At 68.9% G+C, this 22,455-nt stretch carries 19 protein-coding genes; 7 read left to right on the plus strand and 12 right to left on the minus strand.

The window, feature by feature from the left end:
• Positions 1 to 5: 5 nt before the first annotated feature.
• The 3 genes from ABNQ38_RS18490 to cutA all read right to left on the minus strand — a co-directional run bounded on the left by ABNQ38_RS18490 (position 6) and on the right by cutA (position 2,630).
• A complete protein-coding gene (locus ABNQ38_RS18490; protein ID WP_377809654.1) occupies positions 6 to 911 on the minus strand; it encodes a LysR substrate-binding domain-containing protein in 906 nt (301 codons plus the stop codon).
• Complete coding sequence (gene glp / locus ABNQ38_RS18495) at positions 908 to 2,146, minus strand: gephyrin-like molybdotransferase Glp (RefSeq protein ID WP_377809655.1); 1,239 nt, start codon at positions 2,144 to 2,146, stop codon at positions 908 to 910. The genes ABNQ38_RS18490 and glp overlap by 4 nt, the downstream gene beginning before the upstream one ends.
• Positions 2,147 to 2,285: 139 nt before the next feature.
• Entirely contained in the window at positions 2,286 to 2,630 is a 345-nt protein-coding gene (cutA, locus tag ABNQ38_RS18500) for a divalent-cation tolerance protein CutA (RefSeq protein WP_377809656.1), read from the minus strand.
• Between the two features lie 130 nt (positions 2,631 to 2,760).
• On the opposite strand from cutA, the gene ABNQ38_RS18505 reads away from it, so the two are divergent.
• The gene (locus ABNQ38_RS18505; protein ID WP_377809657.1) at positions 2,761 to 3,078 is read left to right on the plus strand and encodes a hypothetical protein; all 318 of its coding nucleotides are present in this window, start codon (positions 2,761 to 2,763) and stop codon (positions 3,076 to 3,078) included.
• 18 nt (positions 3,079 to 3,096) lie between these two features.
• On the opposite strand, the gene ABNQ38_RS18510 is transcribed toward ABNQ38_RS18505, so the two are convergent.
• Together ABNQ38_RS18510 and ABNQ38_RS18515 are read right to left on the minus strand one after the other, a co-directional pair.
• Positions 3,097 to 4,308 carry a hybrid sensor histidine kinase/response regulator gene (locus ABNQ38_RS18510; protein ID WP_377809658.1) on the minus strand — a complete coding sequence of 404 codons (1,212 nt, stop codon included), beginning with the start codon at positions 4,306 to 4,308 and terminating at the stop codon, positions 3,097 to 3,099.
• A 314-nt stretch (positions 4,309 to 4,622) separates the two neighbouring features.
• A complete protein-coding gene (locus ABNQ38_RS18515) occupies positions 4,623 to 4,907 on the minus strand; it encodes a DUF1127 domain-containing protein (RefSeq protein ID WP_377809659.1) in 285 nt (94 codons plus the stop codon).
• 203 nt (positions 4,908 to 5,110) lie between these two features.
• Between ABNQ38_RS18515 and ABNQ38_RS18520 the strand changes: the two genes are divergently transcribed.
• Positions 5,111 to 7,030, plus strand: a complete 1,920-nt coding sequence (locus tag ABNQ38_RS18520) for a carboxylesterase family protein (RefSeq protein WP_377809660.1) — start codon at positions 5,111 to 5,113, stop codon at positions 7,028 to 7,030.
• A gap of 100 nt (positions 7,031 to 7,130) precedes the next feature.
• On the opposite strand, the gene glpX is transcribed toward ABNQ38_RS18520, so the two are convergent.
• From glpX to ABNQ38_RS18535, 3 genes are all read right to left on the minus strand, one after another.
• Entirely contained in the window at positions 7,131 to 8,132 is a 1,002-nt protein-coding gene (gene glpX / locus ABNQ38_RS18525; RefSeq protein ID WP_174471837.1) for a class II fructose-bisphosphatase, read from the minus strand.
• An 82-nt stretch (positions 8,133 to 8,214) separates the two neighbouring features.
• Positions 8,215 to 9,519 carry a homoserine dehydrogenase gene (locus tag ABNQ38_RS18530; RefSeq protein WP_377809661.1) on the minus strand — a complete coding sequence of 435 codons (1,305 nt, stop codon included), beginning with the start codon at positions 9,517 to 9,519 and terminating at the stop codon, positions 8,215 to 8,217.
• On the minus strand, positions 9,519 to 10,793 hold the full coding sequence (locus ABNQ38_RS18535; RefSeq protein WP_098740140.1) for an LL-diaminopimelate aminotransferase: 1,275 nt from the start codon (positions 10,791 to 10,793) through the stop codon (positions 9,519 to 9,521). The genes ABNQ38_RS18530 and ABNQ38_RS18535 overlap by 1 nt, the downstream gene beginning before the upstream one ends.
• 293 nt (positions 10,794 to 11,086) lie before the next feature.
• On the opposite strand from ABNQ38_RS18535, the gene ABNQ38_RS18540 reads away from it, so the two are divergent.
• Complete coding sequence (locus ABNQ38_RS18540; RefSeq protein ID WP_377809662.1) at positions 11,087 to 13,159, plus strand: methyl-accepting chemotaxis protein; 2,073 nt, start codon at positions 11,087 to 11,089, stop codon at positions 13,157 to 13,159.
• A gap of 97 nt (positions 13,160 to 13,256) precedes the next feature.
• The gene (locus ABNQ38_RS18545; protein ID WP_377809663.1) at positions 13,257 to 13,553 is read left to right on the plus strand and encodes a hypothetical protein; all 297 of its coding nucleotides are present in this window, start codon (positions 13,257 to 13,259) and stop codon (positions 13,551 to 13,553) included.
• Between the two features lie 114 nt (positions 13,554 to 13,667).
• Here the strand turns inward: ABNQ38_RS18545 and ABNQ38_RS18550 are convergent, their stop codons facing one another.
• Positions 13,668 to 14,753: a response regulator gene (locus tag ABNQ38_RS18550; RefSeq protein ID WP_377809664.1), complete on the minus strand. Its 1,086-nt coding sequence runs from the start codon at positions 14,751 to 14,753 to the stop codon at positions 13,668 to 13,670.
• A 148-nt stretch (positions 14,754 to 14,901) separates the two neighbouring features.
• On the opposite strand from ABNQ38_RS18550, the gene ABNQ38_RS18555 reads away from it, so the two are divergent.
• From ABNQ38_RS18555 to ABNQ38_RS18565, 3 genes are all read left to right on the plus strand, one after another.
• On the plus strand, positions 14,902 to 15,474 hold the full coding sequence (locus ABNQ38_RS18555; RefSeq protein ID WP_377809665.1) for a peroxidase-related enzyme: 573 nt from the start codon (positions 14,902 to 14,904) through the stop codon (positions 15,472 to 15,474).
• A gap of 94 nt (positions 15,475 to 15,568) precedes the next feature.
• Positions 15,569 to 17,320: a signal peptide peptidase SppA gene (sppA, locus tag ABNQ38_RS18560; protein WP_377809666.1), complete on the plus strand. Its 1,752-nt coding sequence runs from the start codon at positions 15,569 to 15,571 to the stop codon at positions 17,318 to 17,320.
• A gap of 67 nt (positions 17,321 to 17,387) precedes the next feature.
• Positions 17,388 to 18,944: an MDR family MFS transporter gene (locus tag ABNQ38_RS18565; protein WP_377809667.1), complete on the plus strand. Its 1,557-nt coding sequence runs from the start codon at positions 17,388 to 17,390 to the stop codon at positions 18,942 to 18,944.
• A gap of 10 nt (positions 18,945 to 18,954) precedes the next feature.
• Here ABNQ38_RS18565 and ABNQ38_RS18570 read toward each other — a convergent pair whose 3' ends face one another.
• The 3 genes from ABNQ38_RS18570 to ABNQ38_RS18580 form a co-directional block, all read right to left on the minus strand.
• Positions 18,955 to 20,043, minus strand: coding sequence for an AI-2E family transporter (locus ABNQ38_RS18570; protein WP_377809668.1), 1,089 nt, complete (start codon positions 20,041 to 20,043; stop codon positions 18,955 to 18,957).
• 237 nt (positions 20,044 to 20,280) lie between these two features.
• Entirely contained in the window at positions 20,281 to 21,714 is a 1,434-nt protein-coding gene (locus ABNQ38_RS18575; protein ID WP_377809669.1) for an ATP-binding protein, read from the minus strand.
• Between the two features lie 25 nt (positions 21,715 to 21,739).
• Positions 21,740 to 22,420: a winged helix-turn-helix domain-containing protein gene (locus ABNQ38_RS18580; RefSeq protein ID WP_377809670.1), complete on the minus strand. Its 681-nt coding sequence runs from the start codon at positions 22,418 to 22,420 to the stop codon at positions 21,740 to 21,742.
• Between the last annotated feature and the right edge of the window lie 35 nt (positions 22,421 to 22,455).

Here is a 22,455-nt window from a genome sequence, read left to right on the forward strand (position 1 = left end):
GCCCGTCAGCTGGAAGCCGGCACCTGCCCGGCTTCCAGCGCGCTACGCACGAACGCCCGTTCGGCGATGCTGCGGTAGCGGTCGCGGTGCCGCAGCAGGTGGAAGGGCCGGGCCGGCAGGTCCAGCCCGTCCAGCGCCACGATCCTGCCCGCCGCCAGATCCTCGGCGACGATCAGGTCGGACAACACGCTGGCCCCGACGCCGGCCAGCAGGGCCGCCCGGATCACCCCGCCGCCGGGCAGCGTCATCGCCACATCGAGCGCGTCGGGTGACAGCCCCACCCCGCGCATCGCCGCCTCGAACAGCGCGCGGGTGCCGGAGCCGGGTTCGCGCTGGATCCAGCGCCCGGCCGCCATCTCCTCCCGCCCGACCCGGCCCAGCCCGGCCCAGGGATGGCCGGCGCCGACCACCAGCCGCAGCCGGTCGCCCTCGATGGGTTCGCTGACCAGCGCCGAATCGGCCACCGCCCCCTCGGCGATGCCAAGTTCGGCGCGGCCGTCTCGCACCGCCTCGGCCACCTGTTCGGTGTTGCCGATGGACAGATCGACCCGGATGCCTGGATAGGCCTCGGCGAAGCGCAGCAGCCGCGGCGCCAGCCAGTGGTTGCCGACCGTCTGGCTCGCCGCCAGCCGCAGCGCGCCGCGCGACAGGCCGGACAGCTCGGCCAGCATCGTGCCGGCCTCCTCGACCTTCGCCAGGATGGCGCGGGCCTGGGCGTGCAGCAGGTTGCCGGCGGCGGTCAGTTCCACCCGGCGGCCGATGCGGTCGAACAGGCGCAGGCCATGCTCCGCCTCCAGCGCGGCGATGGCGGCGCTGACCGCCGGCTGCGACAGGTGCAGAACCTCCGCCGCACGGGTGAAGTGCAGCATCTCCGCCACCGTGGCGAAGATGCGCAGCTGCTCCAGCGTCACGCGAACAGGCCGGTGAAGGGCAGGAAATCGACCAGATCGCCGGGCCGCACCGCCGTGGCCTCGGCCGGCATGTCGACCAGCCCGTCGGCCTCGACCATCGAGGTCAGCACGCCGGAGCTGTCGCTGGGGAACTTCACGGCGACCGGGCGGCCGTCGGCGCCGCGCTCCAGCCGGGCGCGCAGGAACTCGCGGCGGCCGGGCTTCTTGGTGAAGGTGAAGTCGGCGACCACCAGACTGCGCGGCGTGGCGATGCCGCTGGCCCCCGACAGGCGCAGGACCAGCGGCCGGCCGACCAGCAGGAAGGTCACCATCGCCGACACCGGATTGCCGGGCAGCCCCAGGAAGGGCGTGTCGCCGACCCGACCGAGCGCCAGCGGCTTGCCCGGCTTGATCGCCAGCGTCCACAGGTCGATGGATCCCAGGGCGTTGACCGCCGCCTTGACATGGTCCTCCTCGCCGACCGACACGCCGCCGCTGGTGACGATCAGGTCGGCGGTGCCCGCAGCCTCGGCCAGCGCGGCGCGGGTGGCGTCCGGCCGGTCGGGCAGGATGCCGAGGTCGCGCACCTCCACCCCCAGCGCGTCGAGCTGTGCAGCCAGCGTGTAGCGGTTGGCGTCATAGATGGCGTGGTCGGGCTTGGGCGTTCCCGGCTCGCGCAGTTCGTCGCCGGTGGAGAACAGCACAACGGTCAGCCGCTTGCGCACCGTCAGGGTGGAGCGGCCGACCGCGGCGGCGAGCCCGACCTCCTGCGCGCGCAGGCGCTGGCCGGGCTGTAAGACCACCGCACCGGCGGTCATGTCCTCGCCCGCCAGCCGGATGTTGGAGCCGCGCTTCAGCGAGGCCGGGACCAGGACGGCGTCGCCTTCGGTCCGGCAATCCTCCTGCATCGCCACGGTGTCGACCCCGGCCGGGACCGGCGCGCCGGTGAAGATGCGCACCGCTTGCCCCGCCGCGACCGCGCCGTCGAACGTCGATCCGGCCGGAACCCGCCCGACGACGTCCAGCCGCCGGAAGCCCTCCCCCGCCTCGGCGGCGAAGGCCCAGCCGTCCATGGCCGAGACGTCGGCAGGCGGCACGTTGACCGACGCCACCACCTCTTCCGCCAGAACGCGGCCGAGCGCGTGGCGCAGCGGCACCTCCTCCGTCCCGGTCACCGCGCCATAGCCCTGCGCGACGCGGGCGACCGCCTCGTCCAGCGACAGGGGAATGGGGCCGTGTGCGGAGCAATCGTCCATGATCTCGATGTCCTTGATGAAAGGGCCGGGAATGAGGCGGGCCAGGATGAGGCAGTTGGCGGCCTTCCTATCGCCAAAAGCAGACCCTGCCTTTGATCGGCGTCAAGGCTCTGTTTGGATATTCCTGTATTGCAGCGCCTCAGGCCGTCTCCGTCCGCAGCCAGTCGAGATAGGCCGGGTTGCCGCGCCCGACCGCCAGTTCGACGACGCAGGGCGTGTCGTAGCCGTGCAGCTCGCGCACCCGCGCCGTCAGGCGCTCGAACAGCGAGGATCGGGTCTTGGCGATCAGCACCGCCTCGTCGGCCTGCTCCACCGCACCGTTCCAGCGATAGATCGAGGTCATGCCGTCCAGCACGTTGGCGCAGGCGGCCAGCCGCTCCTCCACCAGACTGCGGCCGATGCGCAGGGCCTCCTCCCTGGAACCGGCGGTGATGTAGGCGAAGACGAGGCCGTCCCCATCGGGATCGGGGCTGGTTTCCGGCATGGAGAAAGCTCCCTCCTTTTCGATGCACCTGCCTCGCGCTTTCGCGTAGGATGCCCGCACTTTGCCACAGCCCCCGCCGGGGCCGGCGATTTTCCTGTCCGTTCCCGTATCCGCAAGAGCAGCCCGTCCCATGGCAAAGCCCCGCCGTTCCTCGTCCCGCAGCGCCCCGTCCGACGTTCAGGGGGCATGGCTGCGCCGCGGTCTGGACCAGCCGGGCGGCAAGCTGCCGCTGTTCGACGAGCGTGGGCAGCGCGTGAAGAAGCCGACGGTGGAAGCCTGCCTGAAGGCGGGATGGGCGGAGCGCTGGTTCGACAATCCGCTGAAGCCGGACTGGCTGGTCTGCCGCCTGACGGAGGCCGGCCGCACCGCGCTGGGCGGGCATGACCACGGCGATGCCGCCCCGGCCGACGAGGCGCTGGCCGATGCGCGGCAAGGCGCGCTGATTTAAGGGGCTGCTTGAGCGGAGCTACTGCGCGGCTTGCGCGATGCCGTCGGTGCGCTTGATCCGCAGCTGGCGGTCGACCTCGGCCTGGAGCTGTCGCGGGGTCACCGGCTTGTGCAGGACCGCCACGCCATGGGCGGAGGCGTCGGCCAGCGTGTCGGCACCGGTCTCCCCGGTCAGGATCAGGGCGGGAACCTCGGCACCGTAGCGTGCGCGCACCCGGCGGATCACCTCGGTGCCGACCCGCCCCTCGCGCAGCCGGTAATCGGCGATGACGATGTCCGGCACCCGTCCCAGCGACTCCAGCCGGTCCATCGCCCGGTCGGCGCTGTCGGCGGCGACGACGCGGAAGCCCCATTCGGTCAGCACCGTCTGCAAGCCCAGCAGCACCACCGCGTCGTCATCGACCAGCACGGCAAGGCGCGGGCGGTCGATGGACGGCGGCCGTTCCGGCCCCCCTGCCCGGCCGGCGAGGAAGCGGGCCGGCGCCAGCGGCACCAGGACGCGGAAGGCGGAGCCCTGCCCATGCACCGACCGCACCTCGACCGGATGGTCGAGCAGCTGCGACAGCCGCCGCACGATGGCCAGCCCGAGCCCGAGCCCGCGCAGCCGGTCGCGCTCCGGATTGCCGACTTGGTGGAATTCTTCGAAGATGCGGTCGAGATGTTCGGGCGGGATGCCGATGCCGGTGTCCTGCACCTCGATGGCCAGCCGGTCGCCGTCCGGCCCGGCATCGATGCGGCAGCGGATGCGGATCGCCCCGGCCTCGGTGTAGCGCAGCGCATTGTCGACCAGATTGCGCAGCAGCTGCATCAGCAGCCCGCGGTCGCTGCGCAGGACCGCCTCGCAGCCCTCCACCCGCCAGACCAGCCCCTTGGCGGTCGCCTGCTCGCCATAGGCGGCGTCGAGCGCGTCTGTCAGTTCGCTGGCGTCGAAGGTGTCGAGAACCGGCGTCACCACGCCCGCCTCCAGGCGCGACACCTCCAGCAGCCCGTCCAGCAGGCCCTTCATGGTGTCGAGCCCCTGGTCGAGCCGGGACAACAGGTCGCGGCCACTGTGGTCGCCGACATGGCGGGCAAGGGCTGCGGACAGGAAGAACAAGGCCTGGAGCGGCTGGCGGAGGTCGTGGCTGGCGGCAGCGAGGAACTTCGACTTGGCGAGATTGGCGCGCTCGGCTTCCTCCCGGGCGGCATCGCGCTCCGCTTCCAGCGACTGAAGGCGATGAATGAGACTCATGCTTCGACCACGGCTCTCAACGGAGGATGATGGGGTTCCCGAAGGCGCCCCGTTTCCATTTTCGAACAGAACCGGGGGTAATGTTAAAATGCATTAACCATAATCATGCTGCAGCGCGCAACCCTTCCCAGGCATATGCGTCGCATGGGCAGGGTCCATGAAGAAAAGGTTAATGCAGGTTCATATGCGAAAGCCCCGGCATTTTCCGGGGCTTTCCGCATTCGGGACTCGATTGGCCGCCTCGCGCCAGACGCTGTGGGCAAACCTTTCGATATCCGGTCTTTCCGACAATCGAGACCGCGCCAGACGCCGCCTCAGACGCTGCGGCGGACGGCCATATGGATTTCGCCGCGGGTCAGTCCGATGTCGGACAGTTCGGCGTCGGACATGTGGTTCAGCTCACTTTCCGCACGATAAAGTTCAATCCGTTCGCGGACCCAATGAACGACACGCTGGAAGAGGGTGATTTCCTTTGTTCCGGTCGCAAACAATTCACCGGACGAAGACTGCATCGAAGAGTAAGCCATGTTGATCTCCTGCGCTTGGCGCTGATTACATGGTCCTATTTTGCCTTTCGCACCCGCGAAATCAATGGACAACCCTCTGCGGTCCTGCGGCGGCAGACCTGCGCGGATTCGATGGGCTCGAAACGCCTGCGAAACGCACGCTTCGCCGCGCCGCGATCAGGCACTACCACCGGCGAACCTCGCAACTCCGTTCCCGCGATCCTCCCGACCGATGGAAGTTCTCCGAGATTATGGATAGTGTAATGGTATTATTTCTACTTTGGAGTGATAATAGAATGTCGATCATCCGCATTAAGAAACCTTCGAGTGTATTTTTCGCCGGGGCGCTCGCCCTTCCCCTGCTGACTGCATCGGTCGTGGGATCGGCCTGGGCGGCCTCGCCCAAGCCGGCAACGCCGAATCCCCAACCGCCGGCCGCCCCCGCCTGCACGACGTCCGACCCGACGACGGTCTGGACCGACAACACGAAATCGACCGCAGCCCTCTGCGGCAGCCAGGGGACGGGTGGCGTCGCCTCCTATCTCGGCATTCCCTATGTGGCAAACCAACCGGTGCCGCCGAACCGCTGGACGCCCAGCGCCCCGGCAAGCTGGCCGCCCGCGCCCGCCATGCAGGCGGTGAACGTGCAGAATCAATGCATCCAGAAGCTGCCGGCCTGGGACGCCCAGCCGCCGGCGACCGGTGAGGACTGCCTGTATCTGAATGTTTGGGCGCCTACGGCCTCGCTGAACAATCCTGCGGCTAAGCTGCCGGTGATGGTCTTCATCCACGGCGGCGCCTTCGTCCTCGGCTCGGGCGGTTCGCCGGTCTACAATGGGTCGGCGCTGGCGCAGAACGGCGTCATCGTGGTCACGCTGAACTACCGGCTGGGTGCGCTGGGCTTCATGGCGGCGCAGGTGCCGGCGATCGGCAAGAAGGATGCGCCGACCGTCGACATCAACGGCAATTTCGGCCTCGACGACCAGCGCAACGCCCTGCTCTGGGTGCAGTCCAACATCGCCCGCTTCGGCGGCGATCCGACGCAGGTCACGCTGTTCGGCGAAAGCGCCGGCGCGATGTCCACCGGGCTGCATCTCTTCGCCTCTCCGGCCAGCGCGCCGCTGTTCCGGGCGGCGATCATGGAAAGCAACCCCATCGGATCGCTGTATCGCACCCTGGCCGACACCCAGAGCCAGGGCACCAACTTCATCCACTGGCTGTGCACCAAGACGCTCCATCTGCTGAGCTGTCCGGGCAACATGGAATGGTTGCAGAGCCTGCCGGCCGACACCATCCAGAAGGCGCAGGCCGACTTCCTCAATCTGGGCATCGGCAACGGCGGCGGCCCCGTTCCGGCGGCCGGGGCGCTGGCCGACTCCCTGCCCTGGGCGCCGACCATCGACGGCAAGGACGTCGTCGCCCAGCCGATCGCCGGCTTTGCCACCGGCATGCCGCAGAAGCCCTTCCTGTTCGGCGTCAATGCCGATGAAGGCGCCGTCTTCGCCGCGATGATCGCCGCCGGAATCCCCGGCCCCTATCTGCCGGCGGAATACAACAAGATCCTGGCGAAGGCGATCCCGGACACCACCGCGCTGGCGAGCATCGCCGCTTACCGGAACAGTGCCGGCCAGAAGCCCTACGTGGCGCCGGCCGCCAACCCGCCGACCTATTACGGCCTGGACAAGATCACCAACGGAACGGCACAGACGACCAATCTGCTGATCGACGACTTCGCCTTCCACTGCGCCAATCTGTGGACGGCCGGACAGGCCTACGGCCAGATCGCCAACGCCAAGGGCACCTCGCCGATCTATGGCTACCTGTTCGGCCAGCAGCCGATCTACGACCTTTACAAGACGGCGTCGGGCCAGCCGGTCGCGGCCTGCGCGCCGAGCAACGGCAATGTCTGCCATGCCAACGAACTGCCCTATGTGTTCAGCACGCTGGGCGTGCTGGTCACCAACCCGCCCCAGGCGGACGCCACCCTGGCCGGCACGATGACCTCGACCTGGGCAAGCTTCGCCAAGAACCCGGCGGCCCCGGCCGGACTGACCGCCTTTACCCCCACCGGCGTTCTGAACGTCTTCAACAGCCGGACGTCATCGACGACGACGCCGGTCTCCGGCATGGACCAGGCCGGCAACTGCTCGGCCCTGTGGAACACGCTCGGCGTCTATGCGGCGGCGGCGCAGACGACCGCCAGCAGCAAGCCGTAACCGTCCTTTCGGAAGACGGCAAAGAGAAGGGCGCGCGGGAGAAGTCCCGCGCGCCCCTGTCCATGGCATCCGGCCCCGAGCGGGACCGGCGGCAAACCGCTTACTTCACGCTGACCTTGCGCGACAGGTTGTGGTGTGCCTCGATGTAGCGGACCGTGCCCGACTTGGAGCGCATGATGACCGAGTGGGTGTAGGCACCGCCCGGAACACGGCGGACACCCTTCAGCATGGCACCGTCGGTGACGCCGGTGGCGGCGAACATGACGTTGCCGCGCGCCAGCTCGTGCAGGCTGTACTTCTTGTCGAGGTCGGTGACGCCCCACTTGGCGGCGCGGGCCTTCTCGTCGTCGTTGCGGAACAGCAGACGGCCCTGGAACTGACCGCCGATGCAGCGCAACGCCGCCGCGGCCAGCACGCCCTCCGGCGCGCCGCCGGAGCCGACATACATGTCGACGCCGGTGCCGGCCTGGCTGGTGGCGATGACGCCCGACACGTCGCCGTCGTTGATCAGCATGATGCGGGCGCCGGCTTCACGGACGCGGGCGATCAGCTCGGCATGGCGCGGACGGTTCAGGATGCAGACCAGCAGTTCCTGCACCTCGGTGCCCTTGGCTGCGGCCAGCGCCTTCAGGTTGTTGGCCGGCGTCTCGTCCAGGTCGACGACATTGTCCGGCAGGCCGGCGCCGACGGCGATCTTGTCCATGTAGACGTCGGGGGCGTTCAGGAAGCCGCCCTCCTCCGCCATGGCGATGACGGCCAGCGAGTTCGGGCCGCCGGTGGCGCAGATGGTGGTGCCTTCCAGCGGGTCGAGCGCGATGTCGACCTTCGGGCCGGAGCCGATGCCGGCGCCGACCTTCTCGCCGATGTAGAGCATCGGGGCCTCGTCGCGCTCACCCTCGCCGATCACGACGGTGCCGTCGATGTAGAGCGTGTTGAGCGCCTGGCGCATGGCGTCGACCGCGGCCTGGTCGGCCAGCTTCTCGTCGCCGCGACCCATCAGCAGCGAGGCCGACAGGGCGGCGGCCTCGGTCACGCGGACGGCCTCCAGCGCGAGGTTGCGGTCCATGTGGGACAGGTCGACATGCGTAGACGGCGTAGACATCGTGTGCTCCCCCCGACTCTTCGGTCGTATCAGGCTGTGTATTGGTTATGGTGGGAAACGGTCCTGGTCAGAACTGCCCTGGTCAGAACTGCTCGATCCGGATCATCCGCGGCGGCTCCAGCACGCTGTCGCTGGCCGCGATGGTCGCAAGCGCGCGCTGCATGGCCGCCTCGTCGGTGTCATGGGTGGTCAGGACCACCGGAACGCCTTCGCCCGGCGAGCGGCCGCGTTGCAGGAACTGCTCCATGGAGACGTTCTGGTCGCGCATCGCCGCTGCGATATCCGCTATCACACCGGGACGGTCCACGACCATCAGGCGGACGTAGTACGACCCGCGGCGCGCTTCCATCGGCGAGGGGGTTGCCGCCCCCAGCCGATCGGCCGGAACGCCGAAGGTGGGCGTAGACCGCCCGCGCGCGATGTCGATCAGGTCGGCGACCACCGCCGACGCGGTCGGGCCGGCGCCGGCGCCGCGGCCGACGAACAGCACCCGGTCGGCGAAATCGGCCTGCGCCACCACGGCGTTGAACACACCGTCCACCGCCGCGATGGGGGCGGCCACCGGCACCATGCAGGGATGGACGCGCTGCTCGACACCGGCCTCGGTGCGGCGGGCGATGCCCAGCAGCTTGATGCGGAAGCCCAGCTGGTCGGCATAGTCGAAATCGACCGCCGACACCTGCCGGATGCCCTCGACGTAGACCGACGAGAAATCGACCGGCGTGCCGAAGGCGACTGAGGCCAGGATCGCCAGCTTGTGCGCGGCATCGATGCCGTCGATGTCGAAGCTGGGGTCGGCCTCGGCATATCCCAGAGCCTGGGCGTCGGCCAGCACATCGGCGAAGTCGCGGCCGGTGGTCCGCATCTCCGTCAGGATGTAGTTGCAGGTGCCGTTCAGGATGCCGTGGATTTCCGACACGGCATTGCCGGCCAGACCCTCGCGCAGACCCTTGATGATCGGGATGCCGCCGGCCACCGCCGCCTCGAAGGCGACGGTCAGGCCGCGCGATTCGGCCTTCTGGGCGATCTCGGTGCCATGGACGGCCAGCAGCGCCTTGTTGGCGGTGACCACATGCTTGCCGGTCTCCAGCGCCGTGGCGACGGTGTCGCGCGCCGGGCCTTCCGACCCGCCGATCAGTTCCACCACCAGATCGGCGCCGGATTGGGCGGCCATCGCGACGGGATCGTCGAACCACTGGACGCGTGACAGATCGACGCCGCGATCCTTGCCCTTCGAGCGCGCGCTGACCGCGACCACCTCGATCCGGCGGCCGCAGCGCTGTTCGATCAGCGAGCCTTGCGTTTCCAGCAGCTTCAGGACGCCGGCACCGACCGTACCAAGGCCGGCGACGGCGATTTTCAGGGGGGCTTGCTGGGCGTTCGGCATCAGGCTTTCGCTTTCTCGGATTCCAGAAGGGCGGCGCGGGCCACCGGGTCCTTGCTCGCCGCAACGCCGCCGGCGTTGGAGCGGAAGAACTCCTTGATGTTGCGGGTCGCCTGGCGGATGCGGTGGACGTTCTCCACCATCGCCAGACGGACATGGCCGTCGCCGTACTCGCCGAAGCCGATGCCGGGCGCCACCGCGACCTCCGCCTGCTGCAGCAGCAGCTTGGAGAATTCCAGCGAGCCCAGATGGGCGAACTGCGGCGGGATCGGCGCCCAGGCGAACATCGACGCCTTCGGGCTGGGGACCTCCCAGCCGGCGGCGGCCAGACCCTCGATCATCACGTCGCGGCGCTGCTTGTACATGTCGCGCACCTGCTGCACGCAGTCCTGCGGACCGTTCAGCGCGGCGGCGGCGGCGACCTGGATCGGCGTGAAGGCGCCGTAGTCGAGGTACGACTTGATGCGGGCCAGCGCCGTGATCAGCGTCTTGTTGCCGGTGGCGAAGCCGATGCGCCAGCCGGCCATCGAATAGGTCTTCGACATCGAGGTGAACTCGACGGCGATCTCGCGCGCTTCCGGGATCTCGAGGATCGACGGCGGCGGATCGTTGTCGAAGAAGATCTCGGCATAGGCCAGATCGGACAGGATGTAGATGCCGTGCTTGCGGCAGAACTCGACGATCGGACGGTAGAAGTCCAGCCCGACCACCTCGGCCGTCGGGTTCGACGGGTAGTTCAGCACCAGCGCCAGCGGCTTCGGCACGCTGTGGCGCACCGCGCGCTCCAGCATGATCATGAAGCTGTCGATGTCGGTCGACGCCCCGTTCTCCATGCCCACCGGCAGGTGGCGCACCGAGGCGCCGGCCAGGATGAAGCCGAAGGGATGGATCGGATAGCTGGGGTTCGGCACCAGGATGATGTCGCCAGGGCTGGTGATCGCCTGGGCGAGGTTCGCCAGACCTTCCTTCGAGCCGATGGTGACGATGCACTCGGTCTCGGGATCGACGTCGACGTTGAAGCGGCGCTTGTAATAGGCGGCATGGGCCTTGCGCAGGCCGGGGATGCCGCGGGAGTTCGAGTAGCGGTGCGTCTTCGGATCGCGCACGGCCTCGACCAGCTTGTCGACGATGTGCTGCGGGGTCGCCTGGTCGGGGTTGCCCATGCCGAGGTCGACGATGTCGGCGCCGTTGGCCCTAGCTCGCGCCTTCATCGCGTTCACTTCGGCGAAGACGTAGGGCGGCAGGCGCTTGATGCGATGGAATTCGGTGTTGGACATGGACGCTCCGGAAGACCGCTCCGGTCACGCCACGAACCCAAGAGACCTGCGGACCGGGACTGACGTTCTACCGCCCTGACGCGACGGAAGCGAGGCAAATTTCGCGCCCCCACCGTCGGATCCAGCGCTTTGGCCGCGACGGGCCCGCGGACATCGGTTGGTGGAGTAACTTAACAATCTCCCTACCAACGCCGTGGTTAAACCTAACTGTGCTTTAACCCATTAGCTTTCATACCTTCGGCTTGGAACTTTCGTCGCCATGCCGCAATGGTCAAGGATGTTGGAGTCGTAAGATGGTTTCGCTTTTGAAGGTCGCGGATCGGCTGCTCGGCGACATGCGCTTCGCGCGCAAAATGGCGCTGGCGCTGTCGGTACCGATGGCTGGCGTGGTCGTGCTGTCGTCGCTGCTGGTGTGGGAACAGGTCGAAGCGAGCCGCCGGGCGTCCGATCTCGCCTCCGTCACCCGGCTGTCGGTGGGCATGACCAGCCTCGTGCACGAGCTTCAGAAGGAACGCGGCTCCTCCTCCATCTTCCTCGGCGGCAAGCTCGCCGAAGACCGCGGACGCATGGAGACGGTGCGGACCACCGCCGACGCCCGGATGGCCGACCTGAACCGGCAATTCGCCGAGGCCCGGATCGGCGATTCCCGGGTGGCCGCGGCGATTGGCGGCGCCCGCGACGCACTGTCGCAGCTGTCCGGCCTGCGCACCGGCGTCGACGGCATGGCGCAATCCTCGATGGAGGTGGTGGCAAGCTACACCGCCATGATCCGCAGGCTGCTCGACGCCGCCGGGCAGGCCCGGTCCCTGTCCGACGGCAGCGACCAGCTGCGCGCCGCCGACGCCCTGGTTTCCCTGTCGGAGGCGAAGGAGCGGCTGGGCCAGCAGCGCGCTGTGGGCGGCGGCGCCTTCCGCAAGGACCGTTTCCCCATCGACGCGCATGAACGCTTCATCGAGCTGTCGGGCGAATACAAGGCGCTGATGGGCGGGCTGAAGAACAAGCTGACGGCCGAGCAGGCCAGCCATTTCGACCGGACTTTCGCCGGACCGGCCATCGCCGAGGTGGAGCGGATGCGGCGGATCGGCATCGCATCGGCCTATGGGGCCGAGGGCGAGCGGATCGATGCCGGCAAGTGGTTCGACACCATCACCATCGCCATCGACATGCTGCGCAGCGTCGAAACACGTGTGGCCGACGACCTGATCGGTCTTGCCAACCGCGACGCGCAGGAGTCGATGACCCGGCTGGTCGGCATGGCCGCCGGTCTGGCGATCCTGCTGAGCGCCATGACGCTGATCGCCGTCCTCGTCGCCCGCAACATCACCCGGCCCATCGCCCGCCTGAACGGCGACATGGCGCGGCTGGAAGCGGGAGAGCGCGAGCTGACCATTCATGGCGCCGAACGCGCCGACGAGCTGGGCGCCATGGCGCGCAGCCTCGACCATTTCCGTCTCAGCCTCGCCGAGGCCGACCGGCTCGCCGCGGAGCAACGGCAGCACCAGGAGGACCGGCTGCGCGAGGCCGAGCGGCTGGAGCGGCTGGTCGATGCGTTCGACCGCCACATCGAAGAGGTCGCCGAACAGCTGGCGGGGGCGGCCACCGGCCTGCGCGGCAATGCCCAGCAGATGAGCCACATCGCCTCGGAGACCGAAGTCCATGTCCTCTCCGTCGCCCGCGCGTCCGAGGGGGCATCCGACAATGTCCAGGCCGTCGCCGCCGCAGCGGAGCAGTTGACCGCCTCCATCGCCGAGATCGGACGGCAGATGGCGGGCTCGACCGAGATGGCGGAGCGGGCGGTCGGCGACGTCCGGCGCACCGCCGACGTCATCGCCGATCTCAGCGGCGCCGCCCAGCAGGTGGGTGAGATCGTGCGGATGATTACCGACATCGCCAGCCAGACCAACCTTCTGGCCCTCAACGCCACCATCGAGGCGGCGCGGGCCGGCGAGGCCGGCAAGGGCTTCGCGGTGGTGGCGAGCGAGGTGAAGCACCTCGCCAACCAGACCGCCAAGGCGACCGAGGACATCACCGCCAAGGTGGCGGAAATCCAGTCGGCGACCGGCCACACCGTCAGCGCCATCGACGACATCGGCAGCATTGTCACCCACATCGAGGAAAACATCTCCGCGGTCGCCGCCGCCGTGGAGGAGCAGAACGCCGCCACTGCGGAGATCGGCCGCAACGTCCGCCAGGCCGCCGACGGCACCGATCTGGTGTCGCACAACGCCTCCCTCGTCGGCACCGAGGCCAGCCGTGCCGGCGCCATGGCGAAGGAGGTGCTGTCGATGGCCGACGCGTTGAAGCGGAACGCGGACGGGCTGCGCGGCGACGTCGCCGACTTCATCGGGAAGATCCGGGCGGCGTGAGGGAGTTGGGCAGGCGGCAGGGCGGTCACCGCTTTCCACCCAAGGCTGCGGCGTGTATCCTGACGGCGGCCCGCTTTTTCCTCTGGAGAACCCTGCGATGCCCGTTCCGCCAACCCCGCCTGTTCGCACCTCCAGAGTGACGGCCACCATTCAGGCGGAGGAACTGCCGCGAGCGATCACCGCCGCTCTCCCCGTCCGCCCGCCGGCCGGAACCCGCTTCCGGGTGACCATCGAACCGGTCGATGAGAGTGAAGAGGAACGCCGGCAGTCGTTGAAGGACGACGTCACTGTCGGGCTGGAAGATGCGGATGCAGGGCGGACGACGGACGGCGAGATGCTGTTCGAACGTCTGATCGCCAAATATGCCAAGGCGGGAGAGCCCGGACAGGGTTGATCGACATCCATGGCACGGCTGGATTTCACCGCCGCGGGAGCAGACCGGGTCGTCATAATCCGCATCGTCCACGGTGCGCGCGACCTGCCGCAGGTGATGAGGGAATAGCCTCCCTCACCCCACCCCGGTCGCCTTCGCGTATTTCCGCTTCGCCACCTCCAGCGAGGCCAGCAGCTGCTGGCCGGTGGCGCCGCCGTCGCCGCTGACGCGGCCGGTCATCACCGCCCTGATCGCGTCGACATGGGCCTTGAACAGCAGATGCTCGTTGGCGGTCACCGTGGTCAGGCCGCTGCGGGTCGCCTCGTAGAGCGACTTGGCGATGTGGGTGATCAGCGGATAGCCGAAGATGCCGCCCTGCCCGCGCATCTCGTGGGCCGAGCGGTTGACCTGGGCCAGCAGGACGGCCACCGCGTCGGGCTCGCGCGGCAGGCGGTCGACGCGGCGGCTCATCTCGTCCACCTCCGAGCCGATCCAGACGGCATAGTCGCCGGCGCGGTTCAGGATTTCCTCCTCCGCGGCGGCCAGCACCTCCGGCGGCAGGGTCGGCACCGGATCGCGCGGGGCGAGACCGGCCTTGGCGCCCAGCCGGTTCGGCAGGTCGAAATAGATGACGGGGAAGCGGTCGATGCCGCGCGCCTTCGACGCGCTGTGCACCATCAGGATCTCCGACGGCGCGGTCATCCGGCAATCCATCGCCACCGGCTTGTCGGCGCGGCGGCGGTCAGGGCCAAAATAGCCCTTGGCCAGCACGAAGCGGCGCGGCCGGGCGATGGCGAACAGCAGCCGGCTGGCGATGGTCTGGGCGGAAAATGGCTTGGCGATGAAGTCGGTGGCGCCGAGATCGCGCGCCTGCTCCACATAGTGCCGATCGGCAGCCCCCGACAGCATCAGCACCGGCAGGAACTTGTCCGGGCTCTTCGGGCTGGAGCGGATCCAGCGCAGCAGCATCAGCCCGTTCACCTCGGGCATCACCAGATCGGACAGGATCAGGTCGACCGGAGCGGTGCCCGGCGGCAAGGCGGCGCGGCGCTCCCCCAGCCAGCGGATGGCGTCGGCACCGGTCGCCACCCCCTCCACCCGGCCGATGCCGATGGTGCGCAGGGTCGCCGTCAGCACCGTGCGGATGAAGCTGCTGTCCTCAACCACCAGGACCGAAAGAAGATCGAGCTTCGGCTGGGTCATCGCCTTCTGTTTCGCCAACCGGGACATATTCCCGCATTCAGTTTCCACTTCTGGCACAACCGAACCCGATTGGCGAGCGGCAAGCGGAACGGAAGACAAACCGCGCGGTGGCGGTTACCCTCCCCCGGCCGAAAAGGCCCAGCAAACAAAAGAGAGGACTCGCCCGATGCCGCAACCCGATCACGTCATGGCCCTGCCCCTGCCGGAAAAGCCGGACCTCGACCCCGACATGCAGGCCCTGTTCGACAAGTGTGTGGAAAAGCTGGGCTTCGTGCCGAACGTGCTCCAGGCCTACAGCCTGCGGCCGAAGAAGCTGCGCAACTTCGCCATGTTCTATAATGAGCTGATGCTGGGCGAGAGCGGTCTCAGCAAGCTCGAGCGCGAGATGATCGCGGTGGTCGTCTCCTCCGCCAACCATTGCTATTACTGCCTGGTCGCCCATGGGCAGGCGGTGCGCAAGCTGTCCGGCGATCCGGAACTGGGCGAGATGCTGGTCGCCAATTACCGCGTCGCCCCGCTGGAGCCGCGCCAGCGCGCCATGCTCAACTTCGCCTGGAAGCTGACCAAGGAGCCGATGTCGGTGGGCGAACCCGACCGCGAGGCGCTGCGCGCCGCCGGATTCAGCGCCGAGGACATCTTCGACATTGCCGACACGGTCGGCTTCTACAACATGTCCAACCGCGTGGCGACCGCGGTGGACATGATCCCGAACCGCGAGTACCACAGCCAGGACCGTTAAGGCCCGGAAACTCCCGGTCTTTGACCGGCATCGCAATCGGCAGCCTTATCGGTAGTCTTATCGATAGTCTTCAAGGCCACACAGGGTAGGTATCATGGCGATCGTCCGTTTCTTCGTCCGTCTGTTCGCGCTCATCGGCCTGCTGCTGGTGGTCGGCGCGGTGGCGGTGGTGGTGCTGGCGGTCCGTCACGAACCCACCCTGCCCGCCGCCGTGGTGCTGGAACTCGACCTGACCAAGCCGCTGGCCGAGAGCGACGACGGCAAGTTCGGCAGCCTGTTCGAACACCAGGCCACGCTGCGCGAGGTGCTGGACGCACTCGACGGCGGCCGGCGCGACCCGAAGGTGAAGGGCGTCCTGGCCCGCTTCGGCGACGACAGCATCGGCTTCGCCCAGACCCAGGAGCTGCGGACCGCCATCGAGCGGTTCCGCGCCTCGGGCCGCTTTGCCGTCGCCTTCGCCGAGGAGTATGGCGGGGCCGGGGCCGGCAACCGCTCCTACCTGCTGGCCAGCGCCTTCGACGAGGTGTGGCTGCAACCGCTGGGCACGCTGGGCATCACCGGCCTGTCGGCGGAGCTGCCCTTCGCCCGCGACGCCTTCGACCAGCTGGGCGTGCAGCCGAGCTTCGCCCAACGCGAGGAATACAAGAGCTTCGCCGAGACCTTCACCAAATCCGGCATGACCCCGGCCAACCGCGAGATGATGGAGGCGCTGGTCGGCGACCTCGGCAACCAGCTGGTCGACGGCATCGCCAAGAGCCGGCGCCTCGCCCCCGCCGCGGTGCGGACCGCCATGGACAAGGCGCCGCTGCTGAGCAGGGAGGCGCTGGACCAGAAATTCGTCGACCGGCTCGGCTATGCCGACGAGGCGCGGGACGAGGCGCTGACGCGGGCCGGCGCCGGGGCGGAGACGTTGAACCCGGCCGATTACCTGTCGGTCGCCGGCAGCCCCAACGGCGAGGGGCCGACCATCGCCCTGATCCACGCCGTCGGCACCATCACCGGCGGCGAGAGCGGCAAGCCGACGGTTGGCGGGATGTCCGCCGGGTCGGAGACCATCGTCAAGGCCATCGAGGAGGCGGCCGACGATCCGGAGGTGCGCGCCATCCTGTTCCGCATCGACAGCGGCGGCGGCGCGGTGTCCGCGTCGGAGGCGATCCGGCGGGCCCTGGTCAAGGCGCGGCAGAGCGGCAAGCCGGTGATCGCCAGCATGGGCGACACCGCCGCGTCGGGCGGCTATTGGATCGCGCTGGCCGCCGACCGCATCGTCGCCTCCCCCGCCACCGTCACCGGCTCCATCGGCGTCGTCGCCGGCAAATTCGCCATCGGCGGCCTGTCCGACAAGCTCGGCATCCATTGGGACCGGGTGCAGGGCGCTAAGAATGCCGGCATGTGGTCGCCGCTGCATCCCTTCGAAGGCGGCGAATCCGACCGGCTGAACGCCATCATCGAGGACACCTACGCCAACTTCCTGCAACGGGTGGCGGAGGCCCGGCGGATGACGCCGGAACAGGCGCGCGGCATCGCCAAGGGCCGCGTCTGGACCGGCGCCCAGGCCCGCGACCTCGGCCTCGTCGACGATCTGGGCGGCCAGGAGCAGGCGCTGACGCTGGCCCGCACCGCCGCCGGCCTCTCCCCCGATGCCCCGGTGAGCCTGGTCCCCTACCCGCCGCCGAAGTCGGTGACCGACCAGATCCTCGATCTGGTGTCCCGCAAGGGCGAGCTGGTCGGCGCGCTCGCCGCCGTTGCCGAACTGCGCCCGCTGCTGGCGCAGCTCCGCCCGCTGCTGGCCGCCACCCAGGGCGACGGCGTGCAGGCCCGCATGCCGCCGATGTCGCTCGGACGGTGAACCGCACCGGCCCGACCCAACTCCCCGCTTCACCGTTCAAAGACCTCAACGTCCGAGACGCCTGACCATGACCGAGACCGCCACCCGCGCCGCAGAGCCCGATTCGGCCCATCCCGTCTTCACCCACCAGGAAATCCTGCGGGTGTTCAGCGGGGTGGCGCTGGCGATGCTGATGGCGGCGATGGACCAGACCATCGTCGCCACTGCGCTGCCGACGATGGCGAGCCAGTTCGGCGGGCTGGAGATGCTGCCCTGGGTGGTCACCGCCTATCTGCTGACCTCCACCACCACGACGCCGATCTACGGCAAGCTGTCGGACCTCTATGGCCGCAAGCGCGTGCTGCAAACGGCGATCCTGCTGTTCCTGGTCGGCTCCGTCCTGTGCGCCGCGGCGCAGAGCATGACCCAGCTGATCCTGTTCCGGGGATTGCAGGGGCTGGGCGGCGGCGGGCTGATGTCGCTGGCCTTCACCATCATCGGCGATGTCGTCGCCCCGCGCGAGCGCGGGCGCTACCAGGGCATGATCGGCGGCGTCTTCGCGCTGGCCAGCGTCGCCGGGCCGCTGCTGGGCGGCATCTTCACCGAGACCATCGGCTGGCATTGGATTTTCCTGATCAACCTGCCGCTGGGCGTCGCCGCACTTGCCATGACCCGCAGCACCCTGTCGCGCCTGCCCGCCGGCCGGGCCAGGCCGCGCATCGATCTGGCTGGGGCGGCGCTGCTGACCGGGGCGGTGACCAGCCTGCTGGTCGTCGCCACCCGCGGCGACGCCATGGGCTGGGGCAGCCCGGCGGCGCTGGCCCTACTGGCGGCCGGCCTCGTCATGCTGGTGGTCTTCCTCTGGCACGAGCGCCGGATCGAGGAGCCGATCCTGCCGCTGCACCTGTTCCGCCGCCCGGTTGTGGCGGTGGCGACTCCGGTGGTCGCCGTGTCGGCGATGGTGCTGTTCGCCGGCATCGTCTATCTGCCGCTGCATCTCCAGCTGGTGCAGGGGACCAGCGCCACGGTGTCGGGCCTGCTGCTCCTGCCGCTGGTGCTGGGCATGACCGTCGGGTCGGTCGGCGGAGGACGGCTGATCGCCAGGACCGGGCGCTACAAGGCCTTCCCGCTGGCCGGGCTGGCCCTGTCGGGCGTCATGTACGCCCTGCTGGGCAGCCTGCCGGCGCTGGCGGCGGACGGACTGTGGTCGACGCTGATCCTGGTGCCGCTGGGCATGGGGCTGGGTCTGGTGATGCCGGTGATGACGGTCGCCGTGCAGAATGCGGTGGAGCATCGCGACCTGGGGGCCGCCACCGCCGCGGTCGGCTTCTTCCGCTCGCTCGGCGGGTCGGTCGGCGTCGCGGTGTTCGGCGCCGTCTTCAACGCCGTGGTGTCCGAACGGCTGGAGGGGGCCGGCCTGTCCGGCCGTGCGGTTCTGGAGCATGGCGCCGCCGCCCTCGCCGGCCTGCCCGCCGCCGCCCGCAGCGGGGTGGTGGCGACGCTGGAGCACGGCTTCGCCACCCTGTTCCTGCTGGCTGCCGCGCTGGCGGTCGTCTCCTTCGCGATGACGCTGTTCCTGAAGGAGCTGCCGCTGCGCTCCGCCAACCCCGGCCGGGCGGAGACCGCCCCGGCCGCAGAAGGCTAACCGCTAGCCGTCAGGAATGATCGCTGGGGAAGTGCCTGGGCTGCCCCAGCTTGTCCTCGATGTAGAGCAGGTTGACCAGCACCAGCACGACGACGGCGAGCGGCGTCGCCAGGAACATGCCCATGATGCCGAACAGAACGCCACCGGCGGCAATCGCGCCGATGGTGACCACCGGCGGCAGATCGACCACCCGCTTCTGCAACAGCGGCGTGATCACGTTCCCTTCGATCTGCTGGATGACCAGATAGAGCCCGGCGACCCACAGCGCATCCTGCGGCGACTGGGCGAAGCCGATCAGCAGCGCCGGCACCGCCGCCAGGAAAGGGCCGACCAGCGGGATGAACTCCATCAGCCCGGCGACGATGCCCAGCGCCAGCGCCGACGGAATCCCGAGCAGCCAAAGCCCGACCGCGATCATCGTGCCGACCGCCGCCATCGCCACCAGCTGCCCGATCAGCCACTTCCACAGGCTGTCGCCGGCCACATCCATCACCTCGCAGGCCCGCTTCTGGCCGCGCGGCGGCACCAGCAGAACGACGCCGCGCTGATAGAGCCCCGGCGACGCTGCCAGATACAGGGCCGCGAACATCACCACCACCGCGTCGCCGACGACATAGACGAGGCCGGAGGCGAAGCTGCTCAGCTGGTTCATCCAGGGCCATTCCTTGCCCTGCTCCATGATGCGGTCGCGCCAGCCGTCGGGCAGCATGCCCATCGCCTTGGTCACCTGCTCCTGCAACTGGCCGAGCTGGGCCGCCATCGAGGTGCCCATCAGCCAGCCGCCGCCGCCGACCAGCAGGACCAGTGCCAGCAGCACGATGGCCAGCGACCAGCCATGGCCGAGCCCGGTCGCCCGCTGCACATAGCCGGTCAGCCGCTGCAACAGGATGGCGAACAGCACGCCGGTGAAGATCAGCAGCAGCGTGCCGGAGATCCGCCACAGGAAGATGCCGAGCGCCGCCACCCCGGCGACGATCAGCACCTTCCAGGTGAAGACGGCCAGTTCGCCGCGCCCGGCCCGCGCCGGCGGCTCGGTCTGCGCCGCCCCGCCGCCGGGGGGTGTCGCTTGATAGGCGGTGGGCCGGCTGGGTGTCGCCATCTCTTCAAACTCCCGCACTCGCGGCCGCCGGACGGACAGCCTCGCGGGAAGAACGCGCGGAGTCCGCAGACGTTGCGCAGTGTCGGCAGGCTATGCCGTCGGCGGTAGTCCGAAGATCGATATGGAAGCTGCCCCGAACCGCCCCATATCAGCAGTGACGCCAAGGAGTCATTCTCGCTGATGTCACTTTAAGAGCCCGCCTCACGGCGGGCTTTTTTTTGGCCGATAACGTCCCCCTTACCGGCGTGCCTCCGGCGGGAACAGCAGGCAGACCTTCAGGCCCGGCTCGTTGTCGCTCAGCTCCAGCTTCGCGCCATGCAGCGTCGCCACCGCATCGACGAGGCTCAGCCCCAGCCCGTTGCCGGGCGAGGCGCGGGCGGTGTCGAGCCGGACGAAACGTTGCAGAACCTTGTCGCGCATGTCCGCCGGAATGCCGGGGCCGCTGTCGCCGACCTCGATGCAGGCGGCGCGGCCGGGGGCCGGGCCGTCGAGGACCAGCGCGATGCTGCCGCCGTCGGGCGTGTATTTGATGGCGTTGTCCAGCAGGTTCGACACCGCCTGGGCCAGAAGCTGCCCGTTGCCGTGGACGACCGGCTTGCCGCGGATGTCGACGGACAGGCGCTGCCCGCGCTCGTCCGCCACCGGCTCGTAAAGGTCGGCGGCCAACTCCACCACCTCCGCCAGATCGACCGGCACGAAGTCCTGCCGCTTGGCGCCCGATTCCGCCTCCGCAATGGACAGCAGGGCGGTGAAGGTGGCGAGCAGCCGGTCGGCCTCGACGATGGTGTCCTGCAAGACGGAACGATAGACCTCCGGGTCTTCCGTCTCGTGCAGCAGGGCCAGTTCGATGCGGGAGCGCAGCCGGGTCAGCGGCGTGCGCAGGTCATGGGCGACGCTGTCGGTCACCTGCTTCATGCCGGTCATCAGCCGTTCGATGCGGTCCAGCATGGCGTTGAGGTTGCCGGCCAGCCGGTCCATCTCGTCGCCGCCGCCGAACCGCGGCACGCGGTCGCTCAGATCGCCGCTCATGATCTGGCGGGTGGTGCGGTTGATCGCCTCGATCCGCCGCATGGCGCCGCGGCTCATCAACAATCCGCCGCCCAGCCCGAGCAGGGCGGTCGCCCCCAGGATCCAGCCGAGCGAGCGGAACATCCGGGTGCGCAGTTGATCGATCTCGCTCATGTCGCGGCCGACCAGCAGGCGGAACTGCCCCGGCAGCGTGAAGGTCACCGCCTGCGCGGTGGACGGCCTGTCGGTGACCCCGCCATAATCGGCGACCTTGAAATGGGTCCAGCCGCTGGCGTTGGGCACCGCCGCCGGCCAGCCCGACAGGTTGCCGGCCAGGATCACCCCCGCCGCCGTGCTCAGCAGATAGATGGAGTTGTTGTTGGCCACCGCGCTGCGCGTCCGCACCACATCGACGAGGCCGGGAAGTCCGTAGTTGTGGTAATGGTCCTGAAGGCCGGCGACCTCCAGCGCGATGGTCTCGCCGATCTCCTGCTCCAGGAATCCCGCGGTGGTGCGATAGACGACGCCGAGGATCAGCCCGACCGACAGGACGAACATGGCCAGATAGAGCAGCGCCAGCCGGAACGCCGTGGTCCGCACCAGCCGCAGCCCGGCGGCGACAAAGCCGTGCAGGCCGGCGGCGGCCGCGCCCTCATGCTTCATACGTCACGCAATTCCATCGAGACCCTTATGCCTCCGCCGCGCGCAGGCTGTAGCCGGCACCGCGCACGGTGTGGATCAGGGGGGTGGGGAAATCCTTGTCGATCTTCTGGCGCAGACGGGCGATGTGCACGTCGATCACGTTGGTCTGCGGATCGAAATGATAGTCCCACACATTCTCCAGCATCATGGTGCGGGTCACCACGCTGCCGGCATTGCGCATCAGATATTCCAGCAGCGAGAACTCGCGCGGCAGGAGGTCGATGGCCTTGCCGGCGCGCTTGACGCTGCGCGACAGCAGGTCGAGTTCCAGATCGCCGACCGACAGGCGGGTCTGCGGCTGGGCGGCACCCCGCCGGCGCACCAGCACCTCGATCCGCGCCAGCAGCTCGGAAAAGGCGAAGGGCTTGGTCAGGTAATCGTCGCCACCGGCCTTCAACCCCTTCACCCGGTCGTCGACGCTGCCCAGCGCCGACAGGAACAGCACCGGCGTATCGTTGCCGGCCGCCCGCAGCACCTGGACCAGCGACAGGCCGTCGCGGCCGGGCAGCATGCGGTCGACGACCATCACGTCGTAATGCTCGGCCCCGGCCAGGAACAGGCCTTCCTTCCCGTCGTTGGCGACGTCCACCACATGGCCGGCCTCCTTCAGCCCCTTGGCAAGGTAGCTGGCGGCCTGGCGATCATCTTCTATGACGAGAATCTTCATGAGCACGAGTGTAGCCTCCCAAAACAGCCCGGCCA

This window comes from Azospirillum sp. A29, from assembly GCF_042604625.1.
Taxonomy (GTDB): Bacteria; Pseudomonadota; Alphaproteobacteria; order Azospirillales; family Azospirillaceae; genus Azospirillum; species Azospirillum palustre.